The organism is Kocuria sp. NBRC 114282 (genome assembly GCF_030268385.1).
GTDB classification, from domain to species: Bacteria; Actinomycetota; Actinomycetes; order Actinomycetales; family Micrococcaceae; genus Kocuria; species Kocuria palustris.
On the sequence record NZ_BSQO01000003.1, the window covers coordinates 115370 to 134431 of the forward strand.

General features: G+C 71.6%; 14 protein-coding genes. 12 read left to right on the forward strand and 2 right to left on the reverse strand.

Annotation, left to right across the window (positions count from 1 at the left end; genetic code table 11):
* The first annotated feature begins 1 nt into the window (after window position 1).
* The 10 genes from QSJ40_RS06735 (at window position 2) to QSJ40_RS06780 (ending at window position 13029) form a co-directional block, all read left to right on the forward strand.
* The gene (locus tag QSJ40_RS06735) at window positions 2-562 is read left to right on the forward strand and encodes a PH-like domain-containing protein (RefSeq protein ID WP_024290524.1); all 561 of its coding nucleotides are present in this window, start codon (window positions 2-4) and stop codon (window positions 560-562) included.
* Window positions 559-1794, forward strand: coding sequence for a glutamine-hydrolyzing carbamoyl-phosphate synthase small subunit (gene carA / locus QSJ40_RS06740; protein ID WP_285729738.1), 1236 nt, complete (start codon window positions 559-561; stop codon window positions 1792-1794). The genes QSJ40_RS06735 and carA overlap by 4 nt, the downstream gene beginning before the upstream one ends.
* Entirely contained in the window at window positions 1794-5129 is a 3336-nt protein-coding gene (gene carB, locus QSJ40_RS06745) for a carbamoyl-phosphate synthase large subunit (RefSeq protein WP_285729740.1), read from the forward strand. Before carA ends, carB begins: the two co-directional genes overlap by 1 nt.
* Window positions 5122-6030, forward strand: a complete 909-nt coding sequence (pyrF, locus tag QSJ40_RS06750; protein WP_268143176.1) for an orotidine-5'-phosphate decarboxylase — start codon at window positions 5122-5124, stop codon at window positions 6028-6030. Before carB ends, pyrF begins: the two co-directional genes overlap by 8 nt.
* A gap of 182 nt (window positions 6031-6212) precedes the next feature.
* Complete coding sequence (gene mihF, locus QSJ40_RS06755; RefSeq protein ID WP_006213270.1) at window positions 6213-6527, forward strand: integration host factor, actinobacterial type; 315 nt, start codon at window positions 6213-6215, stop codon at window positions 6525-6527.
* Window positions 6528-6682: 155 nt separating this feature from the next.
* Window positions 6683-7282, forward strand: coding sequence for a guanylate kinase (gene gmk / locus QSJ40_RS06760; protein WP_006213269.1), 600 nt, complete (start codon window positions 6683-6685; stop codon window positions 7280-7282).
* Between the two features lie 119 nt (window positions 7283-7401).
* Window positions 7402-7872: a DNA-directed RNA polymerase subunit omega gene (rpoZ, locus tag QSJ40_RS06765; protein WP_053447330.1), complete on the forward strand. Its 471-nt coding sequence runs from the start codon at window positions 7402-7404 to the stop codon at window positions 7870-7872.
* A 95-nt stretch (window positions 7873-7967) separates the two neighbouring features.
* Window positions 7968-9269 carry a bifunctional phosphopantothenoylcysteine decarboxylase/phosphopantothenate--cysteine ligase CoaBC gene (gene coaBC, locus QSJ40_RS06770; RefSeq protein ID WP_502875242.1) on the forward strand — a complete coding sequence of 434 codons (1302 nt, stop codon included), beginning with the start codon at window positions 7968-7970 and terminating at the stop codon, window positions 9267-9269.
* Window positions 9270-9393: 124 nt separating this feature from the next.
* Window positions 9394-10578 (forward strand): methionine adenosyltransferase, encoded by a 1185-nt coding sequence (gene metK / locus QSJ40_RS06775; protein WP_006213266.1) that lies wholly within the window; start codon window positions 9394-9396, stop codon window positions 10576-10578.
* A 183-nt stretch (window positions 10579-10761) separates the two neighbouring features.
* Window positions 10762-13029 carry a primosomal protein N' family DNA-binding protein gene (locus QSJ40_RS06780; RefSeq protein WP_285729752.1) on the forward strand — a complete coding sequence of 756 codons (2268 nt, stop codon included), beginning with the start codon at window positions 10762-10764 and terminating at the stop codon, window positions 13027-13029.
* 44 nt (window positions 13030-13073) lie between these two features.
* On the opposite strand, the gene QSJ40_RS06785 is transcribed toward QSJ40_RS06780, so the two are convergent.
* On the reverse strand, window positions 13074-14195 hold the full coding sequence (locus QSJ40_RS06785) for a glycosyltransferase family 4 protein (RefSeq protein WP_285729754.1): 1122 nt from the start codon (window positions 14193-14195) through the stop codon (window positions 13074-13076).
* On the reverse strand, window positions 14192-15193 hold the full coding sequence (locus tag QSJ40_RS06790) for an alpha/beta fold hydrolase (RefSeq protein ID WP_285729756.1): 1002 nt from the start codon (window positions 15191-15193) through the stop codon (window positions 14192-14194). The genes QSJ40_RS06785 and QSJ40_RS06790 overlap by 4 nt, the downstream gene beginning before the upstream one ends.
* A gap of 235 nt (window positions 15194-15428) precedes the next feature.
* On the opposite strand from QSJ40_RS06790, the gene leuS reads away from it, so the two are divergent.
* Complete coding sequence (leuS, locus tag QSJ40_RS06795; protein WP_285729758.1) at window positions 15429-17942, forward strand: leucine--tRNA ligase; 2514 nt, start codon at window positions 15429-15431, stop codon at window positions 17940-17942.
* 1 nt (window position 17943) lies between these two features.
* Window positions 17944-18933, forward strand: a complete 990-nt coding sequence (locus tag QSJ40_RS06800; RefSeq protein WP_285729760.1) for a DegV family protein — start codon at window positions 17944-17946, stop codon at window positions 18931-18933.
* The last annotated feature ends 129 nt before the right edge of the window (window positions 18934-19062 follow it).

The window sequence follows — 19062 nt, forward strand, 5'->3', positions numbered from 1 at the left end:
CATGGATGTCAGGCTGCAGACCGCCCTGTGGGGCATCGCCGTCGTGCTCGTTGTCCTGGTGCCGGCTGCGCTGGCCTGGCGCCGTCGCCGCAACCGCGACGAGTCCCGTGCGCCGCTGCCTGAGCTGCCCTCGGACATCGAGCAGCGCGACCCGCTCGGGCACGTGGACGGCATGTACGTGGCCACGACCCGCCACGGCAATACCATGGACCGCCTGGTCGGCCACGGCCTGGGCGTGCGCACCCGAGCCCGGGTCTTCCTCTACGAGGACGGCCTGCTCATCGACCGGACGGGCGCCGAGCCCGTGTGGATCGCCGCCGAGCGCGTCACCGACTACGGCACCGGCTCCGGCATGGTCGGCAAGTTCGTCGAGCCCGGCGGGCTCGTCATGGTGACCTGGGACTTCGCGGGCGAGCCGGTGGACACCGGCTTCCGGCCGCAGGGCTCCCAGGATCGCCCCCGGCTGCTCGAGGCGCTGGCCGCCTACGGCACCGCACAGACTTCCGAGACGCCCCACGAGGGCGCCGCTTCCGCATCGCAGAACCAGGAGACTGCTCCGTGACCGCACACCCCCTCACCCCTGCGATCCTCGTCCTGGAGGACGGGCGCACCTTCCGCGGCAGCGCCTGGGGCGCTGAAGGCCGCACCCTCGGCGAGGCTGTGTTCTCGACCGGGATGACCGGCTACCAGGAGACCCTGACCGACCCGTCGTACGCGGGCCAGATCGTGGTCATGACCGCTCCGCACGTGGGCAACACGGGCACGAACGCGCAGGACGACGAGTCCCGCCGCGTGTGGGTCGCCGGCTACGCCGCGCGCGACGCCGCCCGTGTGGCCTCGAACTGGCGCAATGAGAAGACCCTGGACGAGCTGCTGGCCGAGCAGGGCATCGTCAGCATCCGCGACATCGACACCCGCGCGGTGACCCGCCACCTGCGCAGCGCCGGGTCCATGCGCGCCGGGATCTTCTCGGGCGAAGCACTGGGCTCGCGCACCGTCGACGAGCTGCTGGCGGAGGTCCGCGAGCAGCCCTCGATGGCCGGGCAGCGCCTGGCCGAGACCGTGACGACCGAGCAGGCCCACACGATCGAGCCGTCCGAGCACGGCTGGGACGGCGAGGTCATCGGCGATGTCGCCGCGATCGACCTCGGCATCAAGTCCATGACCCCGCGGCGCATGGCCGAGCGCGGGCTGCGCGTGCACGTGCTGCCGGCAGCCACCACTGTCGAGCAGATCCGCGAGCTGGGCGCTGACGGCGTGTTCATCTCCAACGGCCCCGGCGACCCGGAGACCGCCGAGGCCCAGATCGAGGTCCTGCGCGACGTCCTGCGCTCGGGCACCCCGTTCTTCGGGATCTGCTTCGGCAACCAGCTGCTGGGCCGGGCCCTGGGCTTCGGGACCTACAAGCTGCCCTTCGGCCACCGCGGCATCAACCAGCCCGTGCTGGACCGCCGCACAGGCAAGGTGGAGATCACCGCGCAGAACCACGGCTTCGCCGTCGACGCCCCGCTCGACGGGCCCGTCGAGGCCCCGGCCGGCGGCTTCGGGCGCGTGGAGGTCAGCCACATCGGGCTCAACGACCAGGTGGTCGAGGGCCTGAACTGCCTGGACATCCCCGCGTTCTCCGTCCAGTACCACCCCGAGGCGGCGGCCGGTCCGCACGACGCCGCCTACCTCTTCGACCGCTTCGTCGACATGCTGCGCACCCGCGAGCCCTTCACCGGCGGCGCGCAGGCTGAGGCCGTCGTCGCAGAGACCAGCCAGAGCACCGCCAGCCAGGAGGCCAAGAACTGATGCCGCGCAGGAACGATCTCAACAGCGTCCTGGTCATCGGCTCCGGCCCGATCGTGATCGGTCAGGCAGCCGAGTTCGACTACTCGGGGACCCAGGCCCTGCGGGTTCTCAAGGAGGAGGGCCTGCGGGTCATCCTCGTGAACTCGAACCCGGCCACGATCATGACGGACCCGGAGTTCGCCGACGCCACCTACGTCGAGCCGATCACCCCCGAGGTGGTCGAGAAGATCATCGCCCAGGAGCGCCCCGACGCGATCCTGCCCACCCTCGGCGGGCAGACCGCGCTGAACACCGCGATCGCCCTGGATGCCAACGGCGTGCTCGAGAAGTACGACGTCGAGCTGATCGGCGCGAACATCGCGGCGATCAACCTGGGCGAGGACCGCGAGGCCTTCAAGGGCGTCGTGGAGCGCTGCGGCGCCGAGTCCGCCCGCTCGATCATCGTCCACTCAATGGATGAGGCCCTGGCCGCCGCCGAGCAGCTCGGCTACCCGATGGTCGTGCGCCCGTCGTTCACCATGGGCGGCCTGGGCTCGGGCCTGGCCTACGACGAGGCCGACCTGCGCCGCATCGCCGGCGCCGGCATCCAGTACAGCCCGACCTCCGAGGTCCTGCTCGAGGAATCGATCCTGGGCTGGAAGGAGTACGAGCTGGAGATGATGCGCGACCGCAACGACAACGTCGTGGTGGTCTGCTCGATCGAGAACTTCGACCCCGTGGGCGTGCACACCGGCGACTCGATCACGGTGGCCCCGGCGCTGACGCTGACCGACCGGGAGTACCAGAACCTGCGAGACATCTCGATCGCCGTGATCCGCGAGGTCGGCGTGGACACCGGCGGCTGCAACATCCAGTTCGCGGTCGAGCCGGAGACCGGACGCGTGGTCGTCATCGAGATGAACCCCCGCGTCTCGCGCTCCTCGGCCCTGGCCTCCAAGGCCACCGGCTTCCCGATCGCCAAGATCGCGACCAAGCTCTCGCTGGGCTACACCCTCGATGAGATCCCCAACGACATCACCAAGAAGACCCCGGCGTCGTTCGAGCCCACGCTCGACTACGTCGTGGTGAAGTGCCCGCGCTTCGCCTTCGAGAAGTTCCCGGCCGCCGATCCCACGCTGACGACCACCATGAAGTCGGTCGGCGAGGCCATGGCCATCGGGCGCAGCTTCACCGAGGCGCTGCAGAAGGCCATGCGCTCGCTCGAGCAGAAGGGCTCGAGCTTCGACTTCGCCAGCCCCGAGGTCGAGATGGGCCCGCACGGGACCCAGCGCCTGATCGATGCCACCCGCGCCTCGACCACCGAGCGCATCCACGCGGTGCAGCAGGCGCTGCTCAACGGCGCGAGCATCGACCAGGTCCACGAGGCCACCGGGATCGACCCCTGGTACCTGGACCAGATCAGCCTGCTCAACGAGGTCGCCGAGACGGTGCGCGCCGATCCGGACCTCAGCGAGGACACGCTGCGCCTGGCCAAGCGCCACGGCTTCTCCGACGAGCAGATCGGCCGGCTGGCCCTGGTCTCGGAGGACGTGGTGCGCGGGGTGCGCCACGCCCTGGGCGTGCGCCCGGTGTTCAAGACCGTGGACACCTGCGCGGCCGAGTTCGAGGCCCACACCCCGTACCACTACTCGTCCTACGACGAGGAAACGGAGGTCGGGGAGCACTCGGCGAACTCGGTGCTGATCCTGGGCTCCGGGCCCAACCGCATCGGGCAGGGCATCGAGTTCGACTACTCGTGCGTGCACGCCTCGATGGCCCTGGGCGCGGCCGGCTACGAGACCGTGATGCTCAACTGCAACCCGGAGACGGTCTCGACCGACTACGACATCTCCACGCGCCTGTACTTCGAGCCGCTGACCTTCGAGGACGTCATGGAGGTCATCGCCGCGGAGCGGGCCACCGGCGGGCTGCTGGGCGTGTTCGTGCAGCTGGGCGGTCAGACCCCGCTGAAGCTGGCCGCGCAGCTCAAGGCCGCCGGGGTCCCGATCCTGGGCACCACGCCGGAGGCCATCGACCTGGCCGAGGACCGCGGCGCCTTCGCCCGCGTGCTCCACGATGCCGGGCTGCTTCAGCCGCGCAACGGCACGGCCTCGACCTTCGAGGACGCCCGCACGATCGCGGCCGAGATCGGCTACCCGGTGCTCGTGCGCCCGTCGTACGTGCTGGGCGGGCGCGGCATGGAGATCGTCTACGGCGATGACCAGCTGCGCACCTACCTGGAGAACGCGACCGAGGTCTCGCCGCAGCGCCCGGCGCTGATCGACAAGTTCCTCGAGGACGCGATCGAGATCGACGTCGACGCCCTCTACGACGGACAGAGCCTGTACGTGGGCGGGATCATGGAGCACCTCGAGGAGGCCGGCATCCACTCCGGCGACTCGGCATGCACCCTTCCGCCGGTCACCCTGGGCCCGGACGTGCTCGAGCGCGTGCGCCAGGCCACCGGGGCGATCGCCGCCGGTGTGGGGGTGCGCGGGCTGATCAACATCCAGTTCGCCCTGGCCGCGGACATCCTCTACGTCATCGAGGCCAACCCGCGCGCCTCGCGCACCGTGCCGTTCGTCTCCAAGGCCACCGGCGTGCAGCTGGCCAAGGCTGCGGCGCTGATCGGCACCGGAGTCTCCATCCGGCAGCTGCGCGCCGACGGGACGCTGCTGCCCGAGGGCGATGGCTCGCACCTGCCGGACGACGCCGCGGTGGCCGTGAAGGAGGCCGTGCTCCCGTTCGCCCGCTTCCGCACCGCCGAGGGCCGTGCCGTGGACTCGCTGCTGGGCCCCGAGATGCGCTCGACCGGCGAGGTCATGGGCATCGACGAGCACTACGACACCGCCTTCGCCAAGGCCCAGGCCGGCGCGGGGGTGGCGCTGCCCACGCAGGGCCGGGTCTTCGTCTCGGTCGCGAACAAGGACAAGCGCGCCGCGGTGGCCTATGTGCGCATGTTCCGCGACCTCGGCTTCGAGATCGTGACCACCGGCGGCACCGCCAAGGTGCTTCGCCGCAACGGGATCGACTCGACGGTGGTCGCCAAGATCTCCGATCGCGATTCGACGGAGCGCACCGTCGTGGACCTGATCGAGGCGGGCGAGATCGACCTGGTCTTCAACACGCCCTCCAGCGGCGGGGTCTCCCGCGGCGACGGCTACGAGATCCGAGCCGCGGCTACTTCGGTCGGCATGCCGATCGTGACCACCGTGGCCCAGCTGGGTGCCGTGGTGCAGGCCGTGACGGCGCTGCGCGAGCACACCTGGGACGTCACGCCGCTGCAGGTCCACGAGCAGCGGCTGCGCGAGTCTGTGGCCGCCGCCCGCGAGTCGGCGGAGCCCGCCCGTGGCTGAGCCGGCGGCACCCAGCTTCGGCACCCGCGCGGCGGCGGCGATCGCCGAGCACGGTCCGCTGTGCGTCGGGATCGACGCCCATCCCTCGCTGCTGGAGGCCTGGGGGCTGCCCCAGACCCCGGCGGGGCTGCTGCGCTTCTCCATGGGCGTCGTGGAGGCCCTCGAGGGCCGGGTGGCCGCGATCAAGCCGCAGGTGGCCTGGTACGAGGCCTACGGCTCCTCCGGGATAGGCGTCCTGGAGCAGACCCTGGAGGCCTGCCGTCAGGCCGGGATCCTCTCCATCGCCGATGCCAAGCGCGGGGACATCGGCTCCACCATGCAGGCCTATGCCCGCACCTGGCTGGCCGAGGAGTCCGCGCTTCGCGCCGATGCCGTGACGCTGAGCCCGTACCTGGGCGCCGGGGCCCTCGAGCCGGCCTTCGAGCTGGCCGAGGCCACGGGTCGCGGCACCTTCGTGCTGGCCCTGACCTCCAATCCCGAGGGCGCTTCGGTGCAGCACCGAGGGGCTCCGGAGTCAGTGGCAGCCGCCGTCGCGGAGGCCGTCTCCCAGCGCAATTCCGGGGCTCTCTCAGCGTCGGTGCAGGTCATGCCCGGTGAGGACTCGCATTATGACCGCTTCGTTACGGGGCCCCACGGACTCGTCGTCGGAGCGACCACCGGAGAGGCGATCGCGCAGGTCGGAGTGGACCTGGCCGGCCTCGACGGCCTGGTCCTGGCTCCGGGCTACGGCGCCCAGGGCGCGACCGCTCAGGATCTCGGTGCCATGTTCGCCCAGGTCAGAGGACGGGTGCTCGTGAACTCCTCGCGCGGTATCCTCGCTGCCGGACCCGAGCCCCAGGCCCTGCAGGGGACCGTCAGCGCTGCTCAGGCCGAGCTGTCCCCCGAGCTCTCCGCCGCCTAGACCGCCCCGGCTGCCAGTCGCGGAACCCGATCCACCGGGGTATCGGCCCAGGTCCGCTACCACCTCCGCTATGACCATTCCAACGAATGTGCATACAGTTGCGCGAGCGCGCCGACCTCGATCCTGGTCGGATCATGGGCGAACGGCGAGCGAGAACTGGTGTTCATAGGGAGGAACCGGTCATGGCATTGCGCCTGCTGACAGATGAGGAACGGGCTGCGGCCCGAGAGAAGGCGACCGCCGCTCGCGCGGTGCGCGCCGAGGTGAAGGCCAAGCTGAAGGATCGCTCCATCACGGTGGCGGAGATCCTTCAGCGCGCCGAGGAGGACGAGGCGCTGAGCCGCATGAAGGTCTCCGACCTGCTGGAGTCCGCTCCGGGCATCGGCAAGGTCCGCTCCGCGGCCATCATGGAGGAGATCGGCATCGCCAAGACCCGCCGCGTGCGGGGCCTGGGCGTGCACCAGCGCAAGGCGCTGATCGATCAGCTCGATCGCTGAGCCGGCGGCCGCCCGGTCCTGCGGCCGCTTCCTGACGAGGCGCCCCGCCTCCTTACCGTCGATCCGCGGAAGCAGGCGGGGCGCCTTCGTCATCGGCGGTATCCTGAGGCTCCCATCCGCAGGACGCAGACTGAACAGCAGCTGGAGGAGCATCCTTGCCGCAGGAGCACACCGGAGCGAGCATCGCCCCCGAGCACGTCACCGTGCTGGCCGGGCCCACGGCCGTCGGGAAGGGCACGGTCTCCACGTACATCCGCGACCACTGCCCGGATGTCTGGCTCTCGGTCTCGGCCACCACCCGCGCCCCGCGCCCGGGCGAGCAGGAGGGCGTGCACTACTTCTTCGTCGACGACGACGAGTTCCAGCGCATGGTCGACGAGGGCCAGATGCTCGAGTGGGCAGTGGTGCACAACCGCAGCCGCTACGGCACGCCGAGGCAGAAGGTGCTCGACGCCGTCGCCGCCGGGCGCCGCGTCCTGCTGGAGATCGATCTGGCCGGGGCGCGCCAGGTCCGTCAGTCCATGCCGGAGGCGCAGCTGGTCTTCCTGGCCCCTCCCACCTGGGAGGAGCTGGTCGCCCGGCTGACCGGTCGAGGCACCGAGAGTCCCGAGGAACAGCAGGTCCGCCTCGAAACCGCTAAGATGGAGCTTGCTGCGGAGCCGGAGTTCGACCACACCGTCGTCAACGACCAGGTGGAGACCGCCGCGCAGAGGCTCGTCGAGCTCATGGGGCTCGACCCGCGCACCTGCGCCTGAGGCCGCGAACCCGTCGCCCCCGCGGCATCGCAGACTTCGTGCGGCGCCCGCGCCCGCACCGCGAACATCACGGGAGCAGCCCCGCTGCTCCGCACCGAAAGAGCGTCAGGAGAGACTCCTTGTCCACTCAGCACCAGGGCATCACCGATCCGCCCGTCGACCGCCTGCTCACCAAGGCCGACTCCAAGTACGGACTCGTGATCTTCTCGGCACGTCGCGCCCGGCAGATCAACGCCTACTACTCGCAGCTGCACGAGGGCCTGTTCGAGTACGTCGGCCCGCTGGTGGAGGTCCAGCCGAACGAGAAGAGCCTCTCGATCGCCATGCGCGAGATCGACGAGAACCTGATCGAGGCCACCGAGGTCTCGGACGTCGGGTTCTCCGAGAACGGCCAGGCCGTTCCCGAGCGCGAGCTCGGCGTCGACGACTTCTACGCGGACTACTTCGGCGAGCAGCAGGGCGGGGAGATCGACTCGTCCATGGTGTTCTCCGAGAACGCGGAGGACCAGGGCTCCGAGGAGGCCGCTCCGGAGGCCGCGGCCGCCGAGGAGCAGGCGGAGATTCCCTCGGACGAGCCCTCCGAGAACTGAGCCACCGGGGCGCCAGCCCCAGCGCAGTCTGCCTGCGCACAGCGACGGCCGGTCGGGACCAGCTCCCGACCGGCCGTCGCCTTACCCTCGCCGCGGTGCCCCGGCACTGCGGCCGCCACGCGAGCAACGGAAGGGACCGGTCCATGCGCATCGTCCTGGGCATCGGCGGCGGGATCGCCGCGTACAAGTCAGCGCTGCTGCTGCGGCTGCTCACCGAGGCGGGACACCATGTGGTGCCCATGCCTACGCGCGCGGCCCTCGAGTTCGTGGGCGCGCCGACCTGGGAGGCGCTGTCCGGCGAGCCGGTGAGCACCGATGTCTTCGACCGGGTGGACACCGTCAACCACGTCCGGCAGGGCCAGGCGGCGGACCTGGTGATCGTGGCGCCGGCGACCGCGGATCTGCTGGCGCGCGCCGCGCACGGGCTGGCCGACGACCTGCTCACCACCACGCTGCTGGCCACCGAGGCTCCCGTGCTGCTGGCCCCGGCCATGCACACCCAGATGTGGGAGAACCCCGCGGTGCGCGAGAACGTCGCCGCGCTGCGCCGCCAGGGCCGCCACGTGCTCGACCCGGCCTCCGGGCGCTTGACCGGACAGGACACCGGCCCCGGACGGCTCCCGGATCCGGAGGCGATCCGCGACGCCGCCCTGGCGCTCGTGGCCGAACCCGCGCGGACCCCGACCAGGCCGTCGCTGTCCGGGCTGCGGGCCGTCGTCTCCACGGGCGGCACGCAGGAGCCGCTGGACCCGGTGCGCTTCCTGGGCAACCGCTCCTCCGGCAAGCAGGGCCTGGCTGTGGCCCGCGCCCTGCAGGCCGCTGGTGCGCAGGTGGACCTCGTGGCCGGTCACACGGAGGTCGCCCTGCCCGAGGACGCCGAGGGACTGAGCGTGCACCGCGTCAGCACCGCCCTCGAGCTGCAGGAGGCCATGCAGCGGCTGTCGCGGGAGGCGGACGTCGTGGTCATGGCCGCGGCGGTGGCCGATTTCCGCCCGGCGGAGATCGCCGAGTCCAAGATCAAGAAGACCGACGACGACAACGACGCCCCCACGATCGTGCTGACCCGCAATCCCGACATCCTGCGCGGACTCGTCCAGGCGCGGGACGACTCCGGGCGGGAGCAGCTGATCGTGGGCTTCGCCGCCGAGACCGGCGATGCGCAGACGGATCCGCTCGAGTTCGGCCGGGCCAAGCTCGTCCGCAAGGGATGCGACCTGCTGTGCGTCAACCAGGTGGGCACCGACCTCGTCTTCGGCCAGGACACGACCCGCGTGACGATCCTGGAGGCTCCGGTGCAGGGCCGTGCGGCGCCGGACGAGACCGTCGACGGCACCAAGGCCGAGGTCGCAGCGGCACTGGCCCGGCGCATCGCGCAGCGAGTGGGCCGAGCCGACTGAGACGCGCCGTGTCCGGGGATGCTGCGGACGCGCTGGGACGTCGTGGGCTGGCGGTACCCTGGCAGGCGTGACTTCGACGCCTTCTGCCACCAGCAGCGCCCGCAGGGCCCAGACGCCAGGCCGCATGAGCCTGTTCACCTCGGAATCCGTGACCGAGGGCCACCCGGACAAGATCTGCGACCGCATCTCGGACTCGATCCTCGACGCCCTGATCACCGACGACCCGAACTCGTCGGTGGCTGTGGAGACCATGGCCACCACCGGGCTCGTCCACGTCGCAGGCGAGGTCAAGTCGGAGGCCTACGTCGACATCCCCTCGATCGTGCGCCGCTCCATCCTGGACATCGGCTACAACTCCTCGGTCCAGGGCTTCGACGGCAAGTACTGCGGCGTCTCCATCTCGGTGGGGGAGCAGTCCCCGGAGATCTACGACGGCGTCTTCCACTCCCTCGAGTCCCGCGAGGGCCTTGCCCGGGATCCGCGCGACGCCCAGGGCGCGGGCGATCAGGGAATCATGTTCGGCTACGCCTCCAACGAGACCGATGTCCTCATGCCGGCGCCGATCTACTATGCGCACCGACTCTCCGAGCAGCTCACCCGCGTGCGCAAGTCCGCGGTGCTGCCCCACCTGCGCCCGGACGGCAAGACCCAGGTCACGCTGCGCTACGACGGCATCACCCCGGTGGCCGTGGAGACCGTCGTGGTCTCCGCCCAGCACGCCGAGGACTACGCCCTGGAGCAGCTGCGCCACGACATCCGCGCCTCGGTGATCGACCCCGTCCTGGAGAAGACCGGGCTGGACCTCTCGGAGCTGAAGGTCATCGTGAACCCGGCCGGGGACTTCATCACCGGAGGACCGGTCGGAGATGCCGGTCTGACGGGGCGCAAGATCATCGTGGACACCTACGGAGGAATGGCCCGCCACGGCGGCGGCGCCTTCTCGGGCAAGGATCCGTCCAAGGTGGACCGCTCGGCGGCCTACGCCATGCGGTGGGTCGCCAAGAACGTCGTGGCGGCGGGCCTGGCAGCGCGCGCCGAGGTCCAGGTGGCCTACGCGATCGGCAAGGCCCGCCCCGTGGGGGTCTACGTGGATACGTTCGGCACGGAGACCGTCGACCCGGTGCGCATCGAGTCCGCCGTGGAGGAGGTCTTCGACCTGCGACCGCTGGCGATCATCGAGGACCTGCAGCTGCAGCGGCCCATCTACGCCAAGACCTCGGCCGGCGGTCACTTCGGCCGCCAGGACCCCGACTTCACCTGGGAGAAGACCGACCGCGTGGACGCCCTGCGATCGGCGGTCGGAGCCTGATCCGTGCCGGCCGACCGCACGCCCGAGCGGGCATCCGACCAGGCGGCATCCTCGCCCGAGCAAGCACCAGATCGGGTTCCGCTCGCGACCGAGCGTGCACCCGAGCAGGTGCCGCCCACGCCCGGGCGTGCCCCCGAGCGGCCGGCCCCGGCGGAGGAGCAGGGGCCAGAGCAGCTGGCGCTGATGGCCGAGCCCGTCCGGAGCGCACGCGCCGGTGGGCGCGGTGCGTCCGGAGGCCGCGGCGCCCGGCACCGCTCGGGCCCGCTCGAGCCGGCGTACCTGGCCGAGACCGATCCGGTGGCCCGTGTGCGGCTCGAATCGCACCTGCCGCACCTGGACCGGCTGTTCGACTACGGCGTGCCCCAGGACCTCTCCGAGGGCGCCCAGGCGGGGACGCGCATCCGCGTGCGCTTCGGCGGGCAGCAGATGCGCGGCTGGATCATCGAGCGGACCGCGTCATCGGAGGTCGCCTTCGACCGGTTGCAGCCCATTCTGTCGCTGCAGTCCGCCCTTCCGGTGCTCGTGCCGCAGGTGCTGGCCGTCGCCGAGCTCACGGCACAGCGCTGCGCCGGCACGGTCGCCGATGTCCTGCGCTGCGCGGTGCCCCCGCGCGTGGCCTCCGTCGAGAAGGCCGCTCTGGCCGCCCGCGATTGGGCCGAGGCCTCAGCAGCAGACGCCGCCGTGAATCCGGGTGCTGCGCAGCGGGCCGGTCATCCCGGTGCCGAAGAAGCCGCTGAGGCCCTCCCGGACGCGCAGGCCGAAGCTGACCCGGAGACCGCGGCGCACAGGGCCCGACCCCTGACCGCAGCCGAGCCTGCGGCCCCGAGCGCCTGGTCGGAGTACGTGGGCGGCCGTGAGGCGATCGAGGCCCTGCGCGGCGGGCAGCGGGTGCGGGCCGTGGTGCAGGCCCTGCCGTCGCACCCCGAGCACGACCTCTACGACCTCATCGCCCAGGCGGTCGCCGCGGCGCTGGAGTCGGGGCGCGGAAGCGTCGTGGTGGTCCCGGATCACAAGACCCTCGAGCGCGCCCAGCGCGCTGTGGAGGCGGTCGTGGAGCCGCAGCTCGTGGCGAGGCTGCACAGCGAGGACAAGCCGACCCCGCGCTATCGGGCCTTCGTCCAGGCCTTGGAGGGCCACGCGCGGGTCGTGATCGGCACGCGCCCGGCGGTCTGGGCGCCGGTGGAGGACCTCGGCCTGATCGTGGTCGTCGACGACGGCGACCACAGCCTCGTGGAGCCCCGAGCGCCGTACCACCACGCGCGCGATGTGGCGCTGCTGCGCGCACAGCACGACGATCTCGGCCTGCTCGTCATGGGCCAGGCCGTGACTCCGGAGGCCGAGCGGCTCGTGGAGACCGGCTGGGCGAGCTCGATCGCCGCCCAGCGCCCGGTCCTGCGGGCGAACATGCCGCGGATCGAGTCGACCTCGGACTCCTGGCACGAGGCGCACGACCCCCTGGCAGGCCGTGCCCGGCTGCCGGAGACCGCGTTCCGCGTGGCTCGTCGCGCCCTGGCCGACGGTCCGGTCCTGGTCCAGGTGGCCAGGACGGGATATGCCCCGTCGCTGACCTGTCAGCGCTGCCGCAATGCCGCGCGCTGCACCGTCTGCGACGGACCCCTGTCGGTGCCGTCCCGCGGCAGGCTGCCGCAGTGCGGCTGGTGCGCCCGCCAGGCGGCGAACTGGTCCTGCGGCCACTGCGGGGCCACCCAGTGGCGCTTCTCCTCCGTGGGCTCGGAGCGCACCGCCGAGGAGCTGGGCAGGGCGTTCCCGCAGGTGCCGGTGATCTGGTCCTCGGGCGATCAGGTCCGCCGGGAGATCCCCGCGGCACCGGCGCTCGTGGTGGCCACACCGGGGGCTGAGCCGCAGGCGGAGGGCGGCTACGCCGCGGGGCTGCTGCTCGATGGCGATCGCATGCTCTCCCGGCCCGGGCTGCGGGTCGAGGAGGAGGTGCTGCGCAAGTGGGTGCACGCCGCCTCGCTCGTGCGCCGCGGCAGCGCCGGCGGAACCGTGGTGGTGACCTCGGAGCACGAGCGCGTCGTGGCCTCGCTCGTGCGCTGGGACGTGCGCGGCCATGCCGCCCGCGAGCTGGCCGAGCGCCGGACCCTGCAGCTGCCGCCGGCCGTGCGCTGCGCCGCCCTGACCGGACCGCTGCCGGCGCTCGAGGCCTTCCTGGAGCTGGTCGATCTGCCCGACGACGTCCGCACCGTGGGCCCTGCTCCCGTCCATCAGCGCTGGGACGAGGAGGCCGAGGACCCGCAGTCAGAGGCCGCCTCCGCAGACGTCCTCGGCGGACTTTCCGACGACGACGAGGCCCACCGCCTCCTGCTGTTCTTCACGTACTCGCAGGCCGCCGAGGTCACTCGACGGCTGCGCGCAGCCCGTGCCGAGGCCTCCGCTCAGCGCAAGCACGCCCCGGTCAACGTCCGCTGCGACGTGGCCGACCTGCTCTGAGACGAGGCGACAGGGACGAGACCGGGACGGCGGCTGCGTCGGCTTCAGGAGCGCCGGCTGCGCTCGATCTCCCGGGCCAGCTCCACCAGGGACTCGGCCGAGTCCCGCCAGGTCCAGGACGCCGCCCGCTCGAGCCCCGCCAGCACGCGGGCCTGGGCCACCTGCGGGTCCTCGAGCTCGGTGACGGCGCGGGCGAAGGCAGCGTCGTCGCCGGCAGGGCAGTAGGCGGCGGCCCGGCCGCAGACCTCGTGGAAGATCGGGATGTCCGTGCACACCACGGGGGTGCCCGCGCAGAACGCCTCCATCAGGGGCAGGCCGTAGCCCTCGGCCCGCGAGGCGTGCAGGAGCACTCCCGCTCTTGCCAGCAGACGCGCGTGCTCCTGCTCGGAGACCCCGTTGTGGAAGACGAGCCGGGCCTCGGGTCCGGCGGCGTGCACCAGGCGCTCCTGCTGGGCGGGGGTGACCCGCGAGAGCAGGTGCAGCCGCCGGTGCGGAAGCCGTGCCGCCATGCGTGCCAGGGTCTCCACGTCCTTGTACGGCATGAAGGATCCGAGGTAGACCATCGAGTCGTCGCGCTTGTCCAGCCGCTGCAGCGCGGTCTGTTCGCTGACGATCGAGTCCTGAGCCGCGGCATTCGGGATCACGCGCACGGGCCGGTCGCTCAGGCGCCTGCCCTGGATCAGCCCCGCGGAGGTCTGGGAGACGGTGGCCACGGCGTCGGCGCGGTTCAGGGCCAGGCGCTGCGGCCATGAGGCACGGTGGAAGGCGCGCCAGCCCAGACGCACGGGCAGCGGCAGCTCCGGCGGGGGCGAGGGGTGGTCGTAGTAGATCAGGTCATGCAGCGTGAGGATCAGCCCGAAGCGCCGCCGCAGCGCCCCCATGGTCTGCATGGGGGAGAAGACCACATCCGGACCCCGGCGGTTGAGCAACCGGCTCGTGAGCAGCTCCCCGGCCGAGACCGGATCCGGCCCCATGAACCACTCGAGGCGCGGGAGGTGCTGCAGCTGAGCCTGATCCGAGATCATCAGCTCGACCCGCAGCGAGGGATCCTGCGCGGCCAGCTGCGCCAGCCCGTGGGCCAGTCCTGCGCTGTAGCGCGAGATGCCGTCGTGCGGTCCCACCCGCACGTATCGGGCATCCAGCACCAGGTGCAGGGGGCCGGTCATCGCCGCCCCCTGCGCACGATCGGCAGCAGCTGCGTGAACTGCGAGGTGTTCGGCCGAGCCTGATCGATGGGCGGCAGCTCGTCGTGGACATCGATGGGCTCGGGATCCGGGCCCTGCACGAACTCGTGGATCAGCTCGGCGGTCTCGAGGGGCTTCTCGTAGTGGATGAGATGGCCGACGTCGTCGAGGATCACCAGGCGGCGCCGGCGGATCCAGGTGGCCATCCTCTCCTGCGCCTCGACGGAGCCCAGCGGATCCTGGGCGCCCACCACGAGCAGCACGGGCATGGACAGCAGCGGCGCGACCTCGGCGACGGTGCCGGAGATCGAGGCGCGGTAGGCCTCGGCCACCACGCGGCGATCGGCGAAGGAGCCGAAGTACGCGCGGTGCTGGTTCTCCACGTAGCTGCGCAGCTGCGGGTCCTGGGAGACCGTCATCTCCCGGCTCATGAGGTCGCTGACCGCGTGGCTGCGCAGGAGGCGCTCGCCCATGGCCTTCGGCAGGCGCATGGCCAGGGTGTAGTAGGCGTCCGCGATCTTGGTGGCGGCTGCGTCCTGGGCGCTGAGCGCCGGCTCGCAGATGGGGTTCAGCAGCAGCAGCTGCTCGACCATGGCCGGGTGCTCGGCGGCCAGGTGCGAGGCGATCACCGCGCCGAAGGAGTGCCCGAGCAGCAGCACCCCTCGCTCGCCCTGCGGATGCACCGCGCCATCGGTGAGCTCGGTGATGAACCGGCGCAGGAAGCCGACGTAGTGGGGGACGTCGTGCGGGTCCTGGGGGAACGGCTCCGAGCGTCCGAAGCCCGGCAGATCCGGCACGACCACGTGGTAGCGATCGCGCAGTCGGTCGGCGATCAGCTGCAGGCCGTGGTGGTCGCCGCGGAAGCCGTGGACCATCACGAGCAGCGGCTTGCGCTGCGTGTCGATGTCGTAGAACCAGTAGCGGGTCTTGTACCCGTCGAATCTCATGCTGCGCTGCTCGGCCTGCGGATTCTGCTGCACGCGTTCCTCTCCGGGCGGATCTGTCCGTGTCTGCTCGGGCCCGAGTCTACGGAGGGCCTCGGACGCCGCGGGCCCCCGGCGCGGATAGGATGGCGGCGTCATCGCGTCATGGTCGCAGCCCCGTCGGGCTCCCGGCGCGGATGGCGCACGGCGGCCGGGCCCAGCGCCCCGGCAGGACCGCACAGCAGTCGGACGAGAGACAGCCGGGGCAGCCCCGGCGGATGAAGGCAGGCACGTGAGCACGCAGCAGGATGGCCAGGAAGAGACCGGGCAGGTCTGGGACGCCCACGAGCTCGAGGCACGCTGGCAGGGCTGGTGGGAGCGCAACGACGTCTTCCGTCCCCTCGACGACGGCTCCAAGCCGCGGCGCTACGTGCTGGACATGTTCCCGTACCCGTCGGGCGACCTGCACATGGGCCACGCCGAGGCGTTCGCCATGGGGGATGTGGTCGCCCGCTACTGGCGCCAGAAGGGCTTCGACGTCCTGCACCCCATCGGCTGGGACTCCTTCGGGCTGCCGGCGGAGAACGCGGCGATCAAGAACAACGCGCACCCGGCCGAGTGGACCTACCACAACATCGAGACCCAGAAGGCCTCGTTCCAGCGCTACGCCATCGCTGTGGACTGGTCCCGGGAGCTGCACACCTCCGATCCCGAGTACTACCGCTGGACGCAGTGGCTGTTCCTGCAGTTCTGGCAGCGCGGGCTGGCCTATCGCAAGAACTCCCCGGTGAACTGGTGCCCCAAGGACCAGACGGTGCTGGCCAACGAGCAGGTCGTCGACGGCGCCTGCGAGCGCTGCCACACGCCCGTGACCAAGAAGTCGCTGAACCAGTGGTACTTCAAGATCACCGACTACGCCGATCGGCTGCTTGATGACATGGACCAGCTCGAGGGCGCCTGGCCCGAGCGCGTGCTGTCCATGCAGCGCAACTGGATCGGACGCTCGCAGGGCGCCCACGTCTCCTTCGGGATCGTGGACCGGGACGCCGACGACGCGGCGGTCGAGCGCGAGCTGACCGTGTTCTCCACGCGTCCGGACACGATCTTCGGCGCCACGTTCTTCGTGGTGGCAGCCGACTCGCAGCTGGCGCAGGATCTCGTGGCGCAGGAGCACGCCCAGGAGCTCGACGAGTACCGCGAGTCCCTCAAGGCCGTCTCGGACATCGAGCGCCAGGCCACGGACCGCACCAAGACCGGCGTGTTCCTGGGCCGCTGGGCCGTGAACCCGCTCAACGGCGAGCGCCTGCCCGTCTACGCCACGGACTACGTCCTGGCCGACTACGGCACCGGAGCGGTCATGGGCGTGCCCGCCCACGATCAGCGCGACCTCGACTTCGCCCGCGCCTTCGGCCTGCCCGTGCGCGCGGTGGTGGACACCGGGGCGGAGGACCCCGCCGAGACCGGTGCGGCCACCGGCGGTGACGGCGTCCTGATGAACTCGGGAGAGCTCGACGGGCTGAGCAAGGACGCCGCGATCGACAAGGCCATCGAGCTGCTCGAGGCCGCGGATGCCGGTGCTCGGCACATCAACTACCGCCTGCGCGACTGGCTGCTGTCCCGCCAGCGCTTCTGGGGCGCCCCGATCCCGATCATCCACTGCCCGCAGTGCGGCGAGGTCCCGGTGCCCGAGGACCAGCTGCCCGTGCGGCTTCCGGAGGATCTCAGGGGCGAGCAGCTGGCGCCCAAGGGCCAGTCGCCGCTGGCCTCGGTCGAGGACTGGGTGAACGTGGCCTGTCCGTCGTGCGGCGGGCCCGCCCTGCGCGACACCGACACCATGGACACCTTCGTGGACTCGTCCTGGTACTACTACCGCTATGTGTCCCCGCAGGACGAGACGGCCCCGTTCGATCCGGAGGCCGTGCGCCGCTGGGGCCAGGTGGATCAGTATGTGGGCGGCGTGGAGCACGCGATCCTGCACCTGCTCTACGCCCGCTTCTACACCAAGGTCCTGTACGACCTTGGCATGATCGACCACGACGAGCCCTTCGCCCGTCTGCTCAACCAGGGCCAGGTGCTCAATCAGGGCAAGGCCATGTCCAAGTCCCTGGGAAACGGCGTGGACCTGGGCCAGCAGCTCGACGCCTTCGGCGTGGACGCCGTGCGCCTGACCATGGTGTTCGCCTCCCCGCCGGAGGACGACGTCGACTGGGCGGATGTCTCCCCGGGCGGCGCCCAGAAGTTCCTGGGCCGCGCCTGGCGCGTGGGTCAGGACGTCGCCGCCTCGGGCAGCGCCGTCGACGCCGATCCGGCCGCAGGCGACGTCGCCGTGCGCCAGGCGACCCACCGCGCGGTCGCCGAGGCCGAGTCCGCGCTGGAGAACCGCAAGTTCAATGTGGTGATCGCCAAGGCGATGGAGCTGGTCAACGCGCTGCGCAAGGCGATCGACTCCGGGGCCGGTGCCGCCGATCCCGCTGTGCGCGAGGGCGCCGAAGCGGTGGCCGTGCTGCTGTCCCTGGTGGCTCCCTACACGGCCGAGGACATGTGGCATGCCATGGGCCACGACTCGGCGGTGATCGATGCCGGCTGGCCGGTCGTCGACGAGTCGCTGCTGGTGGACGACACGATCACCGCCGTCGTGCAGGTCAAGGGCAAGGTGAAGGACCGACTGGAGGTGCCCGTGGACATCGCCGAGGACGACCTGCGCGAGCTCGCGCTGGGCTCCGAGGCCGTGCAGCGGGCGATCGGCGACGCCGAGATCCGCAAGGTCATCGTGCGGGCCCCCAAGCTCGTGAACATCGTGGTCTGAGATGTCCGGCCAGCGCAGGATAGCGGTCGTCACCGACGACGCCGCAGCCCTGCCGCAGGAGTGGGTCTTCCCGCCGGCGGGCGGGACTGCCGGCGCAGACGTCGCGGGCCAGGACCCCGAACGCACGGAGGGCGCGGCGGACGCGTCGTCGGTGCTGACCGACGAGGACGAGCGCGCCGTGGCACGCTCCGGCCGTCCCGGGCTGGCCGTCGCGGCCATGCCCGTGTCGGTCGATGACACCGATCTCGACCAGGACCGCGACGACTGGCTCGCGGTGGTCGAGGAGGCCCTGGCGGCCGGGCGCAGCGCGGTGACCTCTCGGCCGTCGCCGGGTCAGCTGCTGCGCCAGTACCGTCACCTGGAGGCGCAGGGCTACGAGGGCATCGTCTCGGTGCACTGCTCGGCCCAGCTCTCCGGCTCCGCCACCTCGGCCCGGATCGCCTCGGCCGCCGTCGGGATCCCGGTGGAGATCGTCGATTCGCGCACGATCGCCATGGCCGAGGGCCGCGGCGTCATGGAGGCGTGGGAGGCCGCCGGCACAGGGGCCGATCTGGCAGAGACGGCCGAGGCGGCGCGGGCCGGCAGCGCGGCCAGCCAGCTGCTGCTGTGGGTGCCCGGGCTCGACGCGCTGCGCCGCGGCGGGAGGATCCCGCCGTCCGTGGCTGCGCTGGGCTCCATGCTGCAGGTGCGCCCGGTGCTGCGTCTGGTCAACGGCCAGCTTGCGATCGCCGAGCTGCCCATGACCGAGCAGCGCGCCCGCACGAGGCTGCTGCGCCGAGCGGGTCGTGCGCTGCGGGATTCCACCCGGGACGTCCCCGAGGTCACCGTGCACCACCTGCTCGACGACCACGGCCAGGAGCGCGCCGAGGAGTTCGCCGAGCAGCTGGTGGCCGAGCACTGTCCCGACGCCCGCGCCCGCTGCGTGCCCATGCCCGCGGTGCTCGCCGCCCACGCCGGTGCCGGGGCGCTCAGCGTGATCATCCACGGCTGAGCCGGGCGGCTCTGTTGCCCGCGCGCCTGCCCCGCGTCTCCACAGCGTCGGGATTCTCCCAAGCGCGGGGTGAAGCCTCTGCTGCGCACCTGCGCGGCCCGCCGGGATCCTGCTGCCGCAGTGGACTGG

Bases quoted from the DNA above. Each gene is read 5' to 3' on its own strand.
- QSJ40_RS06780 (WP_285729752.1), top strand. From the start codon at position 10,762: ATGGCCGAGCCCGTCCGGAGCGCACGCGCCGGTGGGCGCGGTGCGTCC.
- QSJ40_RS06785 (WP_285729754.1), bottom strand. From the start codon at position 14,195: ATGACCGGCCCCCTGCACCTGGTGCTGGATGCCCGATACGTGCGGGTG.
- carB (WP_285729740.1), top strand. From the start codon at position 1,794: ATGCCGCGCAGGAACGATCTCAACAGCGTCCTGGTCATCGGCTCCGGC.
- metK (WP_006213266.1), top strand. From the start codon at position 9,394: ATGAGCCTGTTCACCTCGGAATCCGTGACCGAGGGCCACCCGGACAAG.
- QSJ40_RS06800 (WP_285729760.1), top strand. From the start codon at position 17,944: ATGTCCGGCCAGCGCAGGATAGCGGTCGTCACCGACGACGCCGCAGCC.
- mihF (WP_006213270.1), top strand. From the start codon at position 6,213: ATGGCATTGCGCCTGCTGACAGATGAGGAACGGGCTGCGGCCCGAGAG.
- QSJ40_RS06735 (WP_024290524.1), top strand. From the start codon at position 2: ATGGATGTCAGGCTGCAGACCGCCCTGTGGGGCATCGCCGTCGTGCTC.